This window comes from Mesorhizobium sp. B2-7-2 (assembly GCF_006440775.1).
Taxonomy (GTDB): Bacteria; Pseudomonadota; Alphaproteobacteria; order Rhizobiales; family Rhizobiaceae; genus Mesorhizobium.
On sequence record NZ_VFTZ01000011.1, the window covers coordinates 171,968 to 189,413 of the forward strand.

Annotated in this window: 16 protein-coding genes; 9 read left to right on the top strand and 7 right to left on the bottom strand. The window is 63.8% G+C overall.

The window, feature by feature from the left end; translation table 11 throughout:
- The gene (locus tag FJ425_RS17345; RefSeq protein WP_140725073.1) at positions 1-642 is read right to left on the bottom strand and encodes a DUF1638 domain-containing protein; all 642 of its coding nucleotides are present in this window, start codon (positions 640-642) and stop codon (positions 1-3) included.
- Positions 643-695: 53 nt separating this feature from the next.
- Here FJ425_RS17345 and FJ425_RS17350 point away from each other — a divergent pair, with 53 nt between their 5' ends.
- The gene (locus FJ425_RS17350; RefSeq protein ID WP_041003961.1) at positions 696-830 is read left to right on the top strand and encodes an entericidin A/B family lipoprotein; all 135 of its coding nucleotides are present in this window, start codon (positions 696-698) and stop codon (positions 828-830) included.
- Between the two features lie 85 nt (positions 831-915).
- On the opposite strand, the gene FJ425_RS17355 is transcribed toward FJ425_RS17350, so the two are convergent.
- Positions 916-1,614: a B12-binding domain-containing protein gene (locus FJ425_RS17355; RefSeq protein ID WP_140495658.1), complete on the bottom strand. Its 699-nt coding sequence runs from the start codon at positions 1,612-1,614 to the stop codon at positions 916-918.
- A gap of 271 nt (positions 1,615-1,885) precedes the next feature.
- On the opposite strand from FJ425_RS17355, the gene FJ425_RS17360 reads away from it, so the two are divergent.
- The 6 genes from FJ425_RS17360 (at position 1,886) to FJ425_RS17385 (ending at position 8,478) form a co-directional block, all read left to right on the top strand.
- Positions 1,886-3,460 (top strand): trimethylamine methyltransferase family protein, encoded by a 1,575-nt coding sequence (locus FJ425_RS17360; RefSeq protein WP_140541940.1) that lies wholly within the window; start codon positions 1,886-1,888, stop codon positions 3,458-3,460.
- 89 nt (positions 3,461-3,549) lie between these two features.
- Complete coding sequence (locus FJ425_RS17365) at positions 3,550-4,239, top strand: 4Fe-4S dicluster domain-containing protein (protein WP_140725076.1); 690 nt, start codon at positions 3,550-3,552, stop codon at positions 4,237-4,239.
- A gap of 104 nt (positions 4,240-4,343) precedes the next feature.
- On the top strand, positions 4,344-5,075 hold the full coding sequence (locus tag FJ425_RS17370) for a dienelactone hydrolase family protein (protein WP_140541938.1): 732 nt from the start codon (positions 4,344-4,346) through the stop codon (positions 5,073-5,075).
- A gap of 225 nt (positions 5,076-5,300) precedes the next feature.
- Complete coding sequence (locus tag FJ425_RS17375) at positions 5,301-5,861, top strand: RNA polymerase sigma factor (RefSeq protein ID WP_140725078.1); 561 nt, start codon at positions 5,301-5,303, stop codon at positions 5,859-5,861.
- 2 nt (positions 5,862-5,863) lie between these two features.
- Entirely contained in the window at positions 5,864-8,056 is a 2,193-nt protein-coding gene (locus FJ425_RS17380; RefSeq protein ID WP_140725081.1) for a VWA domain-containing protein, read from the top strand.
- Positions 8,057-8,193: 137 nt separating this feature from the next.
- A complete protein-coding gene (locus FJ425_RS17385) occupies positions 8,194-8,478 on the top strand; it encodes a hypothetical protein (protein WP_246677955.1) in 285 nt (94 codons plus the stop codon).
- An 8-nt stretch (positions 8,479-8,486) separates the two neighbouring features.
- Here FJ425_RS17385 and bmt read toward each other — a convergent pair whose 3' ends face one another.
- Together bmt and FJ425_RS17395 are read right to left on the bottom strand one after the other, a co-directional pair.
- A complete protein-coding gene (gene bmt, locus FJ425_RS17390; protein WP_140725084.1) occupies positions 8,487-9,509 on the bottom strand; it encodes a betaine--homocysteine S-methyltransferase in 1,023 nt (340 codons plus the stop codon).
- A gap of 156 nt (positions 9,510-9,665) precedes the next feature.
- A complete protein-coding gene (locus FJ425_RS17395) occupies positions 9,666-10,523 on the bottom strand; it encodes a helix-turn-helix transcriptional regulator (protein ID WP_140541935.1) in 858 nt (285 codons plus the stop codon).
- A 228-nt stretch (positions 10,524-10,751) separates the two neighbouring features.
- Between FJ425_RS17395 and FJ425_RS17400 the strand changes: the two genes are divergently transcribed.
- Together FJ425_RS17400 and FJ425_RS17405 are read left to right on the top strand one after the other, a co-directional pair.
- Complete coding sequence (locus FJ425_RS17400; protein WP_140725086.1) at positions 10,752-11,774, top strand: fatty acid desaturase; 1,023 nt, start codon at positions 10,752-10,754, stop codon at positions 11,772-11,774.
- A gap of 76 nt (positions 11,775-11,850) precedes the next feature.
- Entirely contained in the window at positions 11,851-12,687 is an 837-nt protein-coding gene (locus FJ425_RS17405) for a PhnD/SsuA/transferrin family substrate-binding protein (protein WP_140725089.1), read from the top strand.
- On the opposite strand, the gene FJ425_RS17410 is transcribed toward FJ425_RS17405, so the two are convergent.
- From FJ425_RS17410 to FJ425_RS17420, 3 genes are all read right to left on the bottom strand, one after another.
- Positions 12,655-13,995, bottom strand: coding sequence for a Xaa-Pro peptidase family protein (locus FJ425_RS17410; protein WP_140725092.1), 1,341 nt, complete (start codon positions 13,993-13,995; stop codon positions 12,655-12,657). The genes FJ425_RS17405 and FJ425_RS17410 overlap by 33 nt on opposite strands.
- Before the next feature lie 16 nt (positions 13,996-14,011).
- Positions 14,012-15,523 carry a glycosyltransferase family 39 protein gene (locus FJ425_RS17415; protein WP_140725095.1) on the bottom strand — a complete coding sequence of 504 codons (1,512 nt, stop codon included), beginning with the start codon at positions 15,521-15,523 and terminating at the stop codon, positions 14,012-14,014.
- Between the two features lie 85 nt (positions 15,524-15,608).
- On the bottom strand, positions 15,609-17,446 hold a 1,838-nt coding region (locus FJ425_RS17420; protein WP_140725098.1), incomplete at its 5' end, for an FAD-dependent oxidoreductase.

Below are 17,446 nucleotides of genomic sequence, written 5' to 3' on the forward strand. Positions count from 1 at the left end.
CTAGGCGTCTCGGGCAGCGCCCTGTGCCGTCCGCGCCAGCTCGCCGGTCAGGTCGCCATAGCCGGTCGAGCGGCGCTCATAGGCGAGGTCGAGCATGGCGGCGGCTTTCTCGGCGACCTTGTCGAGCTCCGGATCCTCGGTCTGGGCGAGATAGATCAGCTTCTCGTAGTTGCCGAAATAATCCTTGATCAGCTCGGGATGCCGGTCGAGGCCGAGCGGCTTGATGAAGAAAGCCTCGAACTGGCGGCAGAGGAAGTCGGTCATGTAGAACGACATCATGTCGTCGTCGGCGACCTTCGCGTAGGCGTCCATGCCCTGGTAGAAGGCAAAGCAGTGCGGCCCGGCCATGCGCTCGACGCCGTGCTTCTCGATGACGCGATCGAGCAGGCCGCCGGTGCCGCAATCGGCATAGCCGACGAAGATGTGCCGGTAGCCTTCCGTCTTGGCTTTCTCGATCGCCTTGTCCATCGCCGGCGCGATGCGGTCCGGGTAGAAATGAAACTCGGCCGGCAGGCAGGTCAGATCGAGATGGTCGAGCTTTAGCTGTTGCTTGACGGCCAAAACTTCGCGCGCAATCATCCCGCAGGCGATGACGAGCAGCCTGTCTGTTTGATTCGGTTCCGTTTTTTGCGTCTTGACCAAGTCGGGCCGGCTTTCGCTGCGGGGCTTAATATCTGTCGAGGGAGACACCGTCCATGAAACTGCTACGCATCGCGCCGATCGCCATCCTGGCCTGCGCGCTTGCACTCACGGCCTGCGCCAACACCATCCGGGGCGTCGGCAAGGACGTCAAATCGACGGCAAGGGCGGTCAAAGACACCGTCAACTGATCTGCAGCCTCGTCCATAATCTGGGTACAAAAAAGCCGCGCTGCAAGGCGCGGCTTTTCTTGTCGATCCATCCTGATGCCTTGGGTCAGGCGGAAGCGCGAACGTTGTGCTTGCGCTTCATGTAGTCCTTGGCGGTCTCGACCGCCACCGCCGCATCGCGGCAATAGGCATCGGCGCCGACGGCCTTGCCGAATTCCTCATTGAGCGGCGCGCCGCCGACCAGCACGACATAATCGTCGCGGATGCCCTTTTCCTTCATCGTGTCGATCACGACCTTCATGTAGGGCATGGTGGTGGTGAGCAGCGCCGACATGCCGATGATGTCAGGCTGGTGCTGCTCGATGGCGTCCAGATATTTCTCGACGGCGTTGTTGATGCCGAGGTCGATGACGTCGAAGCCGGCGCCTTCCATCATCATGCCGACGAGGTTCTTGCCGATGTCGTGGATGTCGCCCTTGACGGTGCCGATCACCATCTTGCCCTGCTTGGGCGCGCCGGTGGCGGCGAGCAGCGGACGCAGGATGAACATGCCGGCCTTCATCGCGTTGGCCGACAACAGCACTTCCGGGACGAACAGGATGCCGTCGCGAAAATCCTCGCCGACGATGCGCATGCCTTCGACCAGAGCCTCGGTCAGCACCTTGTAAGGCGCCCAGCCGCGCTCGAGCAGGATGCGCGTGCCTTCCTCGATCTCTTCCTTCAGGCCGTCATACAGGTCGTCGTGCATCTGCTGCACGAGCTCGTCGTCGGAAAGCTCGGAAAGGATGATCTCGTCGTCGGACATTTTCTCGGGCTCCTTGCTGCTCGGAATGACTGCGGCAGCCTAAAAATCGATGCGCCAATACCTAACCCGCGAGGGCAAGCTAGCCATAGCTGATTTGCGACTTCCCGCAAAAGGAAAGCGACTGGAAAGTTGGCGCTTTTCTTGTCGATTTTGCGACAGGCGTTGGCGCTGGCGGGCCGTTTCCAATAGGGTGCATGGTTACGATCCGGCGAGAAGCGGCGGTTACGGGCCGCGAGCCAATCCAGACCAGGTTTTTATAGGAAGCACGATCATGAGCGAGAACGCGGCAGTCGACCAGGAAGCGTCAAACGCACGGCGTGGGCGCGGTGCCAGCGGCGGCGCGGCGGCCCGGCGCGCGGCGCGCTCGGGCGGCGGTCCGGGCACGCAGCTCACCTATATCAAGCGCAAGATCAACGTTTACGAGGTCCTCAACGAGGAAGGCCTGGCGCTGATCGAGAAGAATACCGACACGGTGCTGGAAGAGATCGGCATCATCTTCCGCGACGACGCCGAGGCGCTGGCGCTTTGGAAGGAAGCGGGCGCCGACGTCAAGGGCGAGCGCGTGCATTTTCCGAAAGGCCTTTGCCGCTCGCTGTTGAAGACGGCGCCTTCGATCTACACCCAGCATGCGCGCAACCCGGAGCGCTCGGTGCAGATCGGCGGCAACGCGACCGTGTTCGCGCCGGTCTACGGCCCGCCCTTCGTGCGCGACCTCGACGGCAACCGCCGCTACGCGACGATCGAGGATTTCCAGAATTTCGTGAAGCTCGCCTATATGGCGCCGTCGATCCACCATTCGGGCGGCACGGTGTGCGAGCCGGTGGACGTGCCGGTCAACAAGCGCCACCTCGACATGATCTACTCGCATATCCGGTATTCGGATAAGCCGTTCATGGGCTCGGTTACGGCGCCGGAACGGGCCGAGGACACGGTGGCGATGGCCAAGCTCGTGTTCGGCGACGACTTCGTCGAGAACAACACGGTGCTGACCAGCCTGATCAACGCCAACTCGCCGATGGTGTTCGACGAGACCATGCTTGGCGCGCTGAAAGTCTATTCACGCCACAACCAGGCCTGCATCGTCACGCCCTTCATCCTGGCCGGCGCGATGAGCCCGGTGACCGTTGCCGGCACGCTGACGCAGGTGCTGGCCGAAGTGCTCGCCGGCGCATCGTTCACCCAGCTGATCAGGCCCGGGGCGCCGGTGCTGTTCGGCACCTTCGCCTCGTCGATCTCGATGCAGTCCGGCGCGCCGACCTTCGGCACGCCCGAGCCGTCGCTGGTCTCTTATGGTGCGGCACAGCTGGCGCGGCGGCTCGGCCTGCCGTTCCGCACCGGCGGCTCGCTCTGCGCCTCGAAGGTCCCGGACGCGCAGGCAGCCTATGAGAGCGCCAACACGCTCAACTCGACGATCCTTGCCGGCACTAATTTCGTCCTGCATTCGGCTGGCTGGCTCGAGGGCGGCCTCGCCTCCTGCTACGAAAAATTCATGATGGATATCGACCAGCTCGGCATGCAGCAGAAGTTTGCCGAAGGCGTCGACCTGTCGGAAAACGGCCAGGCGATGGACGCGATCCGCCAGGTCGGTCCTGGCAGCCACTATCTCGGCTGCGACCACACGCAGGCGAATTTCCAGACCGCCTTCTACCGCTCCAACATCGCCGACAACAATTCCTATGAGCAGTGGCTGGCCGAAGGCGAGAAGACCGCCCCGCAGCGCGCCAACGAGCTCGCCCGCCGCTGGCTGGAAAGCTACGAGGCGCCGCATCTCGATCCGGCCATTGACGAGGCGCTGAAGGATTTCATCGCCAGGAAGAAGGGCTCGATGGCCGACGCCTTCACGTGAAAGGAGCCCGAGTCAGGCGGGGCTAAAGTCGCCAATATCATTCACAAGGAAGTCTGGCGGAGCGCGTTCTCCGATCCGGACCGGAAGGGATGATTTTTGCGCGCGGCACGGTCGAGGAGATCGCGGCCGCGCTCGCGGCCAACGGCTTGATCCTCCGTGGCGGTTTCCGTTTCACTGATGGCGAAGACGCTCCTGTCGGTCCATCAGGCGCACCAGCCAAATCTGCGCTGCTCGTCGGGCAGGCGGGCGCGGCGCCATGGCCGCATTTTGAACGCTGGCTGGGACAGCAGGCGAGGGACATCGCCAATCCGCTCGACACCTGGTCGCGCGCGGTGATCGGCGCGGTCGCGCAAGGCTGCGGCGCCCGCGCGGTTTCGCCCTCCGACCGGCCCTACCTGCCGTTCCAGCAATGGGCGATGCGGGCCGAAGGGCTGAAGCCGTCGCCGCTCGGCATCCTCATGCATCCGACCTATGGACTTTGGCATGCCTATCGCGGCGCATTGCTGTTCGAGGACGAGATTTCTCTTCCCGAAGCTCATGAGATGAATCATCTTTGCGACGCATGCGTCGCAAAACCCTGCATGAAATCCTGTCCGGTCGGCGCATATTCGGTGGCTGGCTTTGCGCACGAGGCGTGCCTGCTGCATGTGCGTGGCACGGATGGTGCGCCCTGCCGCGCCGGCGGCTGCCTCGACCGCAACGCCTGTCCCTATGGCGCTGAGTATCGCTATCCGGCCGATGTCCAGGCTTTCCATATGACGGCGTTCGCCGGACTGTAGGCATTCTTCCGAACCGCACGGAAACTTGACCGCGATCGAGAGGTTGCGGCTTGCCCTGGCGGGCAGTGCGGATATCTAGCGCCTAACAACCGGCGGAGCGCGCAATGACGAAGCAGGACATCAAGATCAAGACCCAGGACGGCACGGCGAAGGCACGGCTGTTTCGTCCAGCCGCGCCGGCCAAGGCTGGCGTCATCCTCTATACGGATGTTTTCGGTCCGCGCCCGGCGCTCGACCAGATGGCCGAGCGCCTCGCGGAGCATGGCTATGCCGTGCTGGTGCCCGATCTCTTCTACCGCTATGCGCCCTATGGGCCGTTCGATCCCAAAACCGCCTTTGCCGAGGAAAAGACCAAGGCCCTGCTGTTGATGCTGAGCGGCGGCACGACGCAGGGCATGACCATCCGCGACGGCAGCGCCTTCCTCGATGCTCTGGCCGCCGAGGGGATCGCCGGACCGATTGGCGTCGTCGGCTACTGCATGGGCGGCGCGCGGGCGCTAAACGCGGCGGCGAGCTATCCCGACCGTATCGCCGCCGCGGCAAGCTTCCATGGCGGCAATCTCGCCAGCGACGCGGCCGACAGCCCGCATCGCAAGGCGGCCTCGATCAAAGCGCGCGTCTATGTCGGCGTCGCCGGCGTCGACCGCAGCTTTCCGCCAGAGCAGTCGGCGCGGCTGGCGGAGGCGCTCAGGGCAGCAGAGGTCGACCACGTGATCGAGAATTATGTCGGCGTCGGCCACGGCTGGTGCGTCAAGGACCACAGCGTCTATGACGAGGCGGGCGCCGAGAGGCATTGGAAGCGGCTGACGACGTTTTTCAAAGAGACGCTGGGATAAGGTGTGCCGATATTCGGGTGAGGCCGGCCTACAAATGGCGGCTTCCTGCGCTTCCGGTGCTCACGTACTTTAAGTACGCTCCGCTCCGGTTCTCGGAAACCACCATTTTCGGCTCGGCCTGACCCGAATCTCGACACACCTCGTCCATCGCGCCTAATTGCCTTCTCAAAAAAATCTTTCCATCGTCCCAAGGATTGGCCATTAGCCTTCGTCCAACAGGCAATGATGGCGATTATGCTGGACGACGGCGAAGCCTCCGATGCCGAACTGATCGGGCGGGCGAGGGGCGGAGACAGGGGTGCTTTCGGCAGATTGCTCGAGAGGCACTACGGTTTCGTCTATCGCGCCGCCTATCGCTGGTGCGGCCGCAAAGCCGACGCCGAGGACATCGCCCAGGACGTCTGCGTGCGGCTCGGCCGCGCGATCCGCGACTATCAGGGCAGCGGCGCCTTTACGACATGGCTCTATGCCATGACGCTGAACGCTTCGCGCGACATGATGCGCAAGCGCGCCCGCGACACCGCCAAGACCGATGCCTACGGCGCCTATGCGCTGATCGCGGCCGAAGCGTCGGCGGAGGTCGACGATCCGGCCGAGGCGCTGTGGGCGGCGGTGCGGATGCTGCCCGACAAGCAACGTGACGCTGTGCTGCTGGTCTATGGCGAAGGTCTCAACCACGCGGCGGCGGCCGAGGTGATGGCGATCTCCGAGACGACGGTGTCCTGGCACATCCATGAAGCGAAGAAACGGCTGAAGCTGCTGATGCGCTCAGCCGGGGAAGTGTGACCATGGTCGACGACAACGAACTCGAAAGGCTACGCGACATCGCGGTACCGGCGCCGGGCGGCGAGGCGAAGGCGCGCGCGTTCGCCGCCGCGATGCAGGCTTTCGACCTCGACGAAAAAATTTCGCCTGTTCGCCAAGGAACGTCCGCAGGCCTTCGTCTCACGGAGCGAGCAAGAATGCTCTGGAGAGACATCATGCAACGGAAACTCATCGCCACGCCGGCCATCACCGCGCTGGTCGCGCTGCCTATCGCCGGCTATGCTGCTTTCGAGATGCTGAAGGACCAGCCGCCCGTCGTGGGCGGCAACGGCACGGTCACCGAGACCTTGGCCGACAAACCGGCGGCGCAGAAGCCGGCGCCGGAACAGCCCGCGGTCAACGAGCCGCTGGCAGCGGCGCCCGCCAAGGAGAAGAAGACCGACGCGGACGCCGAGACCCAGGCCAATTCACAAATGGTGCCGGCAACGCCGCCCAAGCCGGCGGCCGAGGTCGACAGCCTGCTCAAGCAGGAGGCGGCGCCCGAGGCCGAGCGCGCCCTGCAGTCTGCGCCGGCGGAGAGTGGCCAGCTCGCGGCCGGCGGCAAAGCCGGGGTCGGGGTAATTGCGGGCTATTCCCCGAAGCGGAGAGCCGACCAGTTGGAGCGGGCCGACAAGGCGCCGGCAGGAGCAGCTGCCGCGACACCGGCGTCTCCGCCGCCGGTCGCCGATTCCAAGCTGATGGTGCAGCCCGCGCCCATGCCCGCCGACCAAATGCAGCCGCGGGAGGAAAACCGCGACCGCGTCGAGACTTTCAAGACCAATCCGGTGCATGAGACGGCGCAGGATCCGGTCTCGACCTTCTCGATCGATGTCGATACCGCCTCCTATTCCTTCGTGCGGCGCTCGCTGAAGGAAGGCAGTCTGCCTGATGCGGACACGGTGCGCGTCGAGGAGATGATCAACTACTTCCCCTATGACTGGACGGGACCGGATTCGGCCAAGACGCCGTTCAACTCGACCGTCACCGTCATGCCGACGCCGTGGGACGAGCACACCAAGCTCATGCATGTCGCGATCAAGGGTTTCGACGTCAAGCCGGCCGAGCAGCCGAAGGCCAATCTGGTCTTCCTGATCGACGTCTCGGGGTCGATGGACGAGCCGGACAAGCTGCCGCTGCTCAAATCCGCCTTCCGCCTGCTGGTGAGCAGGCTGAAGCCCGACGATACCGTCTCGATCGTCACCTATGCCGGCAATGCCGGCACGGTGCTGATGCCGACCAAGGCGGCGGAAAAGCAGAAGATCCTTGCGGCCATCGACCATCTGGCGCCCGGCGGCTCGACGGCCGGCGAGGAAGGCATCCGCGAGGCCTACAAGCTTGCACAGCAATCCTTCGTCAAGGACGGCGTCAACCGCGTGATGCTTGCCACCGACGGCGACTTCAATGTCGGCCAGACCGACGACGACGACCTCAAGCGGCTGATCGAGAGGGAGCGCAAGACGGGCGTGTTTCTCTCGGTGTTCGGCTTCGGCCGCGGCAATCTGAACGACCAGATGATGCAGACCATCGCCCAGAACGGCAATGGCACGGCGGCCTATATCGACACGCTGGCCGAAGCCCAGAAGGTGCTGGTCGAGGATGCCTCCTCGACCCTGTTCACCATCGCCAAGGACGTCAAGATCCAGGTCGAGTTCAACCCGGCCACGGTCTCGGAATACCGTCTCGTCGGTTATGAGACCCGCGCCCTGAAGCGCGAGGATTTCAACAATGACCGCGTCGATGCCGGCGATATCGGCTCGGGCCATTCGGTGACGGCGGTCTATGAGATCACGCCGAAAGGCAGCGGCGGCGAGCAGGTCGATCCGCTGCGCTACGGGCAGGCGAAGGTCGACAATGGCGGCGTCGCCAATGCGAGCGAATATGCCTTCGTCAAGATCCGCTACAAGCTGCCGGACGAGAACACCTCGAAGCTCATCACCACGCCGGTAACCGCCGCCAATGAGGTCTCGTCCTTCGATGCGGCCGGCGCCGACCAGCGTTTCTCGGTCGCCGTCGCGGCTTTCGGGCAGAAGCTGCGCGACGAGGATCAGACCGCGAATTTCAGCTACGATCGCATCGCGGAGATCGCCAATGCCGCGCGCGGCGCCGATCCATTCGGCTATCGGGCGGAGTTCCTGTCGCTAGTGCGGCTGGCCTCGTCGCTGGACGGCAACAAGTAGGCCATTGCGATTGACTGAAGAGCCGGCGGGACAATCCTGCCGGCTCTTTTTTCGATCGTTAAATTGCACGGCTTTTCCGGAACCTGGCCGCAACGAGCTTCTGTCAGTGTTGCTGATAAGGGTTTGAGGGATCAGCAGTGCATATCACGACAATCGGGAACGTGAACTCGACGGCGGCCAATGCCCCGGTGCGCGGACCGTCCGCTGCTTCGGCGGAATCCGCGCACATCAGGAACGATGTCGACGCGGCGCGCAACACAGCGCTTTCGGCCCTCAACAACGACCGTTTTCGTTCGATGCTCGAGCAGATCAGCGACCCCGGCGCATCGGGCGCCCTGATGACGATGGGCGCCGACAGCCAGGGCAATGCCGGCACCGATCTCAATACCGCGCTGTCGCGCTACGCCGAAAACAGCAAGTAGAAAACGTATCAGGCGCGGCTGCGCCGGCGCTCGCGGCGGGCTTCGCTGGTCTCGGCGGTGTTTGCCGTCGCCGCCTTGTTGCGCATCGGGCCGATGCGCTCGACGATCGTCTCGACGGTCGGGCGGGTCGACTTGGTGTGCGCGTCCAGCGCCTTGCGCATGGCGGCAAGGTGCGCGAACGAGGTGCCGCAGCAGCCACCGACAATCTTGGCGCCGGCATCGACCGCCAGCCGCACATAATCGGACATCAGCTCCGGCGTGCCGGAATAGTGGATCTCCGCGCCGCGGAATTCCGGAATACCGCAATTGCCCTTGACGATCACGGTCGCATCGGGCTTCGCCTCGGTCATGTCGAGCAGCGACGCCAGGATATCGGAAGCGCCGACGCCGCAATTGGCGCCGACACCGAGAGGGGCCTGCGACAGGCCATCGGCGACGGCGTGGATATCCTTCGGCAGCAGGCCCATCATGGTGCGGCCGGCCGTGTCGAAAGAACCGGTGTAGGTATAGGGCAGGCCGACACGGATGGCGGCCTCAGCCGCGGCGCGGATCTCGTCCGGCGCCGACATGGTCTCGATCCAGGCGACTTCGGCGCCGCCGGCCTTCAAGCCCTCGATCTGTTCGGCGAAGGCCTCGACCGCCTCGTCATAGGTCATGGCGCCGAGCGGCACCAGCAATTCGCCGGTCGGGCCGACGGAGCCGGCGACGATCACCTTGCGGCCGGCCTTGTCGGCGACGGAGCGGGCAATCTCGGCGGCGCGCTTGTTCAGCTCGTGGACGCGATCCTGCGCGTGATGCAGCTTCAGCCTGTGGCGAGTGCCGCCGAAGGAGTTGGTGAGAATGATATCGGCGCCGGCGTCGACGAAGTTCCGATGCAGGCTGGCGATGGTCTCGGGCGCTGTCTCATTGAGCAGCTCAGGCGCTTCGCCGGCCTCCAGGCCCATCGCGAACAGATTGGTCCCGGTAGCGCCATCGGCCAAAAGCACGCCTTTTTCGGCAAGCAGTGCATCAATCGGGTTGGTCGCGGTCATGGCCCTGGATTTCCTGCCTGGAATGGCTTTCGCGTTCAAATTCAAATAACGATATAAAGAAGTCTTTATGTCCAGTCAACGAATTTGCGGCCGCGAAAGGCCAATGGGTTTCCCTGGAACGATGAGGGGCGGCCAAGATGATATCGATGCGCGCGTTCAGGCAGAGCCTGATGGGAAGGACATTGCGGCCAGCTTTTGCGCAAAGCTCGCGGCCTCGTGCGCGTTGATGTCGGCGGCCCGGATCAGGTTGTCGAAATGGCTGGTGAGCGTGCGGATCGGCTGAGTGGCGCTCAGCACGATATACATGTCGCCGACATAGATCGCGGCGCGATAGGGGCCGAAGATCGTATAGGGGATCGAGTAGCGAATGCGGCCGTCATAGAGGAACAGGCGAAAGGTCGGATAAAGGTCGTCAAGCAGCGCCGCCATGTGCAGCAATTGCTTGCGCCGTTCGGCCTCGGGGAAACGATCCCAGACGCCGAGGCCGCGCGCGAAGATCTCCAGCGTGTGGCGTGGCATGCAGACTTCCATGTCGGTCTCCGGCCGACGGTTGTAGTCGATGCGGTATTGCGTTTCGCCGGCCTGCGCCTCACGGCTCTTGTTGGCAATGCCGGCCTCATATTCCACCAGTGCCTCGGTCCTGAGAAGGTCGGGAATGCCGGCGGGCACATAGCGGATCTTCGTGCCGGCCGCCTCGGCATGCCATTTGGCCAAAAGCGTGCGGTCGAAGCCGTCGGGCGCCTCCTCGATCTCCAGGCTTTCTCTGATTTCGCCGGTGACACCTTCGTCCTGGCTCAGGCCCAGCAGCCAGTCGAGCGACACCTTGAACTCGGCGGCGATGTTGAGGAGGGTCTCGGCGCGGGGCAGGCGGGTCGAGGCGCCGGAGAGCAACTGCGACAGCGCCGAACGGTCGATGCCGACCGCCGTCGCGAAGGCCGACTGGTTCAGGTCGGACCGTGTCAAGAGCAATTTCAGGCGCTCCCGAAAGGTCGTCGACAGATCGCGCTTGTCCATCACGCTGCTCCAGCATTGGAGAGGAAAAATTTGCGCCGGGGCCGTTCTGAACGTGGCTCAGGCGGAAATGAATCCCCATGTCTGTTTACAATGTATAACATATGCCGCCAAAAATGCGCATTCGCAACGGTTTGTGCGCATTGTCGCGTTGATGTCACGGCAGGCTCCTGACACAATGTTGTCAGGAATCGAGTTGGTTCCGGCGACTGGGGGGCAGTGGTCGAGAGCATGGCAAGCGTGAATACCGGCACGAAAAAGAGACGTAGCAGCACACCGGCTGTCGAATGGCCGACGGTCTTCCTCACACTCTTCTGCTACGGCGCATGGCTCGCAACCGGCTTCCTTGTCTGGCCATCCCAGCCGCTTCTGGCGCTTGCCGTCCTGCCCTTTATCCTGGCTCTGCAATCCTCCATCATGCACGAAGTGCTGCACGGCCACCCGACCCGCAACGCCAGGATCAATGAAGCCTTCGTCTTCCTGCCCATCGGCATGGTCTGGCCGTTCCGCCGCTTCAAGACCATCCACCTTCGCCATCATGCAGACGAGCGCCTGACCGATCCGCTCGACGATCCGGAGAGCTACTACCAGGCGCTCTGGATGCATGAGGATCTGCCGCACACAATGAAGCTTCTGCTCAAGATCAACAACACCATGATCGGCCGCCTCGTCCTCGGTCCGTGGTTGTCCTCGGTCGGTTTCTTCATCGACGACGCCAAGCAGATCCTTGCCGGCGACAAAGCGATCCGCAAGGCCTGGCTGCTGCATGCCTTCGGTCTCGCGGCTGTCGCGCCGATCGTCACGTTCGGCTTCGGCATCCCGCTGTGGCTCTATATCCTGGTGCCGGTGTGGCTCGGCCAGTCGCTGATCTCGATCCGCACCTATGCCGAGCACCAGTGGTCGGAGCATCCGGAGGGGCGAACGGTGATCGTCGAACGCTCGCCGCTCTCTTTCCTGTTCCTGAACAACAATCTGCATTTCGTTCATCACAAGAGCCCGACCATTGCCTGGTACCGGCTGCCGAAGCTCTTTCGCGAGCGCCGCGAGGAATGGCTGCGGATGAACAACGGATATGCCTATCCGAATTATTTTGCGATGCTGAAAGCCCATGCGTTCAGGGCCAAGGAGCCGATCGTCCATCCGGTGCTGCGGCGCACGCCGGAACCGGGCCGCGCCTTCAAGCCGCGCGTCAGGGCGCGCAATGTCAGCGGACTTGGCTCGGCGCCGGTTCCGGCCGAGCCGCCGAAGGAGTAATTTTGACTTTCCGCGACGCTTTTTTTGCGGCGGAACGCAGGCGCCGAAGGCCGCTTGTCTTTGAAAGCTATTCGACATGAGCAAGTTCGTTGCGGCCCTGCCTATGTATGATTGGTCCGAAGCGCGTGGCCAGGTCGACGCGCAATGGGCGCGGCTCCGTGACGCTTTCCGGCAAAGGGGCATCGATGCGCCGGAGGCGGTCGTGCGCAGCAATCGCGAGCTGCCAGCGGTTCCCGGCGGCATACTCGACGGCGCCGGGAAGCCGATCGCGCCCGACCCGGCGACGCTGTCCCCGGAAGAATTGGACTTCCTCCAGCTCTGGCTAAGCCCGGCGCTGCTCTTCGGGCAAACCTGCTGGGGGCCGATGGAACTCGGCCTTGCGCGGCATGTGCAGGTGGTTGCGCAGCCGAGCTACGATGCGTTCGAGGGCGGGCAGGGAGAGCTCTATTCCAGCGCGCTGGTGATGCCGGCGGATGGCGGACCGGGGATTGCCTCGCCGGCGGACGGCAAGGCCCTCATCCCGATCGACCTTCTGCGCGGCAAACGCTTCACCTTCAACAATCCGGATTCGATGTCCGGGCTGATCGGCCTGCAGCGCGATCTGGAGGCGATGGGCGAAAGCCTGGACATCTTCGCCTCGCGCGGCGAAAGCGGCGGCCACCGGTCGTCGATCGTGGCCGTGGCGGAAGGCAGGGCCGAGGTCGCGGCCATCGACTGCGGAAGCTGGGCGCTGGCGCAACGTTTCGAGCCGGCGGCGAGGGGCGTGAAGGTGGTCGGCTGGACGGCTCGGCGCAAAGGCCTGCCCTATATCACCGCCAGAACGACGCCGGAAAAAATCATTGCCGCGATGCGCGACGCCGTCGCGGCTGTCGAAAGCGGATCAGAGCAGCCGCTCATCCAGCTTGTAGGCTGAAAGCTTCTCATTGCCGGTCTCGGTGATCAGGATCTGCTCCTCGATCTTGACGCCTTCGCGCCCGCCAAGCCTGCCGATATAGCTTTCGACGCAAAGCACCATGCCGGGTTCGAGCACGCCGTCCGGCGTATCGTCGGTCCAGTCGCCGGCATGCGGCAGCGTCGGATATTCGTCCGCCAGGCCGACCCCGTGATAGAGCACGCCGTAGCGTGTCGGATAGCAGTCGTCCGGCGGCACCGCCGAGCGCTCGACGAGATCGCGAAAGGAGATGCCCGGCCGTATCAGATCGGTGTTATGAGCGATCTGATCGGCGGCGATGCGAAAGAGGTCGCGCTGCTCGTTCGACGGCTGTCGGTCGCCGCAAAGCCATGTGCGCGAAAGATCGGCGCAGAACCCGTAGGGACCGATCAGGTCCGTGTCGAAGGCGACGAGGTCGCCATCCTCGATGACGCGCGAGGAGCACTCCTGGAACCAGGGATTGGTGCGCGGTCCTGATGACAAGAGACGCGTTTCGATCCATTCGCCGCCGCGCGCAATGTTGCCGCGATGCAGTTCCGTCCAGAGCTCGTTTTCGGAGATGCCGGGCTTCAGCGCTGTCTCCATCTCGCCAATCGCCGCCTCGCAGGCGACGATGGCGCGGCGCATGGCGAGGATCTCGTCCGGCGATTTGATGAGGCGTGCACTCTCCATCACCGCCTCGCCATTGCCTATCGCGATGCCGCGGCGGGCGAGTTCCTCAACGCCTTCCGGGTTGATGCGGTCGACGGCAATGCGGCGGTTGCCGCCGCCATGCTCGGCAACGAGCTCGTCGATACCGGCACCCCAGCGCCGGACTTTCTGCTCGGTAAGCTCGCCGCTGTAGAGATATATCCACGACACGGCGGGGCGTACCTCGTCGACGACGCCCGAATGGTCGGACAGGTGCTCGCAGGAGAAATAGTCGAACAGCACCACCGGCCCTTCCGTGGCGACGAAACAATGGCGTGTCGAATTGTGCGCGACCCAGAGCTGCATGTTGGTCGAATCCGTCGCGTAGCGGATGTTGACCGGGTCGTAGAGCAGGGCGCCGGCATAGTCGCGACGCTTCAGCTCGGCGCGAATGCGCTCCAGCCGGTATCTGCGCATGGCGGGCAGATCGGGCGCGGCGATGCCCGCCGTCGCCCACTCGGCTTCGGCAGTCGCGCCATAGCCCAGCAGATGCTGGTTGAGCGCGCCCGCCTTTCCGCGCGAGGCCTCGCGCAACGCTTCGACCGAGCCGGGTTCGAAGGGCATGATCTTGCGGTGGCGGCCGAAGCCTAGCTTGTCCATTCGTCCCACCTGAAGCTTACTGCGCGGGCTTCTTGTGCAGTCTGGTAATCGTGACCTTGCGGGGCGGAAAGCCGAGTGCCTGCGGCACTTCAATCGTGCGGTGGATGGTGTCCATCAAGTAGCCGGCCTTCGCCAACTCTTCGAAAACATCCGAGGACGATTCCCTGTCATCGGTAAGCACGAGCACCGCCGGCTCGCGGATCGACCTGGCGAAGTCCGGCGTCTCGTCATCGAGCGCGATGAGGTCGGCATCGACCAGGCGCAGATTGCCGACCCAGAACCAGCTCGAGACCACGGTCTTGACCGGTCCGTCGGCGTTGATCTGGTCGTAAAGCGAGCGGTAATCCATGCGCACGATGCTGCCGCGGCTGTCGCCGCCGTGCAGATGCATGTACCAGCTCAGCGGCAGCACCAATATGGCAAGCAGAGCGCCGACGAAGACAATGGTGGCATGCGTCTTTCGGCCTCTCTGGCCCATGGCGTCGAAGCGCATGGCGAGCGCCGCGGGCAAGAGGATGAAGATCGGTAGCATCCAGCGGTCGCGAAACTGGGTGATGCCGGCCGCCAATACGACTGTGACCATGACCACAAGACCGAGTACGATCGCCCGCCACAACAGCTTTTCCGGCCACCGTACCGGGTGAGGCGTATCCGTCCGTTTTCTTGTCGCCAGGACGTAGGCGACGGCAAAAATCGCGACCGGCAGTCCAGCGAAATTGACGATCGCGTTGACCAGTCTGCGGATGCCGAGAAGCGCCGTTTTCGCAACGCTGCCGCCTTCGGCGACGCCCAGGCCCCCCTGGTGCGCGAGCAGATCTTCCAGATGTGTCAGGCTCCAATAAAGCGTCGGCAGGCAGGCAAGGACCGCCACCGCCACGCCGATTGCGAAACGGCGGTCGAAGATCGCCTCACGCGTTTCGCGAACCGACAGAGATGCCAGGAACAGGGCGGCAAGGAAGATGACGATGTTGTACTTCGACAGCATCGCGGCCGCCGTCGCCAGGCCGAAAAACGCATAGGCGATGGCCGATCGCCGCTTCTCCACCTCGACCAGCGCCAGAAACAGCAGCGAGGTGAAACAGAATATGGCGACCGAGTGGGTGAGGGCGTGCTGCATCTCCCAGAAGATCTGGGGAAACAGCAGCAATCCGAACATACCGGCCGCCGCGGCGCGGTTCGAGTAGCCGAGGCGGCGTATGGCGGTGAAATAGGCGACCAGCCCCGCGGCCAGCAGGCCGTACTTGACGATCTTGAGGGCAAGAACGCTGGTTCCGACCAGCGAGGCCGCAAGCGTCGCCAGCCAGGTGTATAGAGGCGGCTGCGAGCTGCCGTAGCCGGCGGCCAGGAACCGCATTTCCGTCAATTGCTCTGCATCGTCGACACCGACGCCCGTGCCCCCAACATGGGACAGCAGGGCCATCATGACGATCTGGGTCAGGCAGTAGAGGAGGACCGACGCAACCGCCGCGCTGAATGGACCGACCCGTTCATCGCAGAGCCAATCGGTCCATTTCTCTAGTTGCCGCAAGGGGACGGTCTTCTCCTGCTGGTGCGCCGGTAGCGGGCTCGGACCATGCCATAGCTACCGACGCAATCCAACAATTCGCGGGGCTTCAGGTCCGCATCTTCTCGCCGCTCGGGTCGAAAGGCGGCTCGATATTGATGCGGGCCGGGCGGCGGTGGCCGAGAATCTCGATCTCGAACAGGCCGGCGCTTTCGTCCTCGGCAAGAGCGGCCGGCACATAGCCCTGCGCCATCGACATCTGCACGTAATGCGCGTAGCCGCCCGACGTCACCCAGCCGACGACGCGCCAGTCTCCGTCGACGATGCCGCGCACGGCCGAAGCGCCTTCCGCGGCTCTCGAGCCACGCACTTCCTTGCCTGATGTGTCGAAGCGCGGCGCGCCGTAGCCATGCGGCTTCTCGACCGTGCCGTAGTCCTTGCCGACCTTGGCCCAGATCGGCTCGTCGCCCATCACGTCGGCATCGGCAGCGTCGACGATGAAGGAGACCCGGCGCAGCTTCGGCCCTTCGGCATGCTCCTTGGCGGACGCCTCGCGGCCAATGAAGTCGTTCTTCTCCAGCTTGATGAAGCGGTCCATCGAGCCTTCGAACGGTCCGTAGATCGGACGCAATTCACGGAACCAGGTCGGAAAATTCTTTTCCAGGCGCATTGAGAGCAGCGCGCGCATGCCGAAATCGACGATGCCGAATTCCGCGCCGGCTTCCTTGATCGCCTTGTAGACCAGGCGCTGGTAGGCGGGCGCCATCCAGATCTCGTAGCCAAGGTCGCCGGTATAGGTGATGCGGTTGACCATGCAGGGCGCGCCGCCGACCGCCATCTCGCGGAAGTCCATGAAGCGGAAGGCCTTTGTCGAGACGTCGACATCGACGAGCTTCTGCAGCAGGTCGCGCGATTTCGGCCCGGCGATGGAGAGACCGACCAGCGTCTGGTCGAAGCGGTGGATGCGCACCGACCCATCCTTCGGCAGGTGCTTCTCGAACCAGCGCATGTGATATTTCTGCGCTGCGGACGAGCCCCAGATCATGAAGCGGTCTTCTCCATTTCTTGGGCCGGCCTTGGCGATGGTGAAGTCGCCGATCAGCTTGCCGAATTCGTTGACCATCGGGGTCAGCACGATGCGGCCGACCTTCGGCATGCGGTTGGTCATCAACCGGTTGAGGAAATCCTCGGCACCCGGGCCTGAGACCTCGTATTTGGCGAAGTTGGCGATCTCGGTCACGCCGACCCTGTCGCGGGTGGCGCGCACTTCGTCGCCGATCGGGCCGAAGTCGTTGGAGCGGTGGAAGGAGACGATGTCCTTCGGCTCCGTGCCCTTCGGCGCGAACCAGAGCGGCGTTTCCAGGCCCCACGAATCGCCCATGACGGCGTTGTTGGCGAGCATGGCGTCGTAAAGTGGCGTCGTCTGCGCCGGACGGGCGGCGGGCAGTTCTTCGTTCGGGAAGCGGATCGAGAAGCGACGCGAATAGTTTTCCCGCACCTTGGCGTTGGTGTAGCGCAAGCTCGCCCATTCGCCGAAGCGAGCGACATCCATGCCCCAGACGTCGAAGCCCGGATCGCCATGCACCATCCAGTTGGAGAGCGCCAGGCCGACGCCGCCGCCCTGGCTGAACCCGGCCATGACGGCGCAGGCGCACCAGAAATTGGTCAGGCCCTGCACCGGGCCGACCAGCGGATTGCCGTCGAGCGCGAAGGTGAAGGGGCCATTGATGATCTGCTTGATGCCGGCCTTCTCGATGCCGGGGAAATGCTTGAAGCCGATCTCCAGCGACGGAGCGATGCGGTCGATGTCGGGCTGCAGCAGCTCATGGCCGAAATCCCACGGCGTGTTGACTGGCGACCACGGCTTGCAGGCCTTCTCGTAGGTGCCGAGCAGAACGCCGTTGCGCTCCTGGCGGGTGTAGATCTCGCCCTTGAAGTCGAGCACGC

What these genes read in the sequence shown, in the direction of transcription:
- FJ425_RS17350 (WP_041003961.1), top strand. Translation starts at nt 696, where the DNA reads ATGAAACTGCTACGCATCGCGCCGATCGCCATCCTGGCCTGCGCGCTT.
- FJ425_RS17355 (WP_140495658.1), bottom strand. Translation starts at nt 1,614, where the DNA reads ATGTCCGACGACGAGATCATCCTTTCCGAGCTTTCCGACGACGAGCTC.
- FJ425_RS17360 (WP_140541940.1), top strand. Translation starts at nt 1,886, where the DNA reads ATGAGCGAGAACGCGGCAGTCGACCAGGAAGCGTCAAACGCACGGCGT.
- FJ425_RS17365 (WP_140725076.1), top strand. Translation starts at nt 3,550, where the DNA reads ATGATTTTTGCGCGCGGCACGGTCGAGGAGATCGCGGCCGCGCTCGCG.
- FJ425_RS17370 (WP_140541938.1), top strand. Translation starts at nt 4,344, where the DNA reads ATGACGAAGCAGGACATCAAGATCAAGACCCAGGACGGCACGGCGAAG.
- FJ425_RS17375 (WP_140725078.1), top strand. Translation starts at nt 5,301, where the DNA reads ATGGCGATTATGCTGGACGACGGCGAAGCCTCCGATGCCGAACTGATC.
- FJ425_RS17380 (WP_140725081.1), top strand. Translation starts at nt 5,864, where the DNA reads ATGGTCGACGACAACGAACTCGAAAGGCTACGCGACATCGCGGTACCG.
- bmt (WP_140725084.1), bottom strand. Translation starts at nt 9,509, where the DNA reads ATGACCGCGACCAACCCGATTGATGCACTGCTTGCCGAAAAAGGCGTG.
- FJ425_RS17395 (WP_140541935.1), bottom strand. Translation starts at nt 10,523, where the DNA reads ATGGACAAGCGCGATCTGTCGACGACCTTTCGGGAGCGCCTGAAATTG.
- FJ425_RS17400 (WP_140725086.1), top strand. Translation starts at nt 10,752, where the DNA reads ATGGCAAGCGTGAATACCGGCACGAAAAAGAGACGTAGCAGCACACCG.
- FJ425_RS17405 (WP_140725089.1), top strand. Translation starts at nt 11,851, where the DNA reads ATGAGCAAGTTCGTTGCGGCCCTGCCTATGTATGATTGGTCCGAAGCG.
- FJ425_RS17410 (WP_140725092.1), bottom strand. Translation starts at nt 13,995, where the DNA reads ATGGACAAGCTAGGCTTCGGCCGCCACCGCAAGATCATGCCCTTCGAA.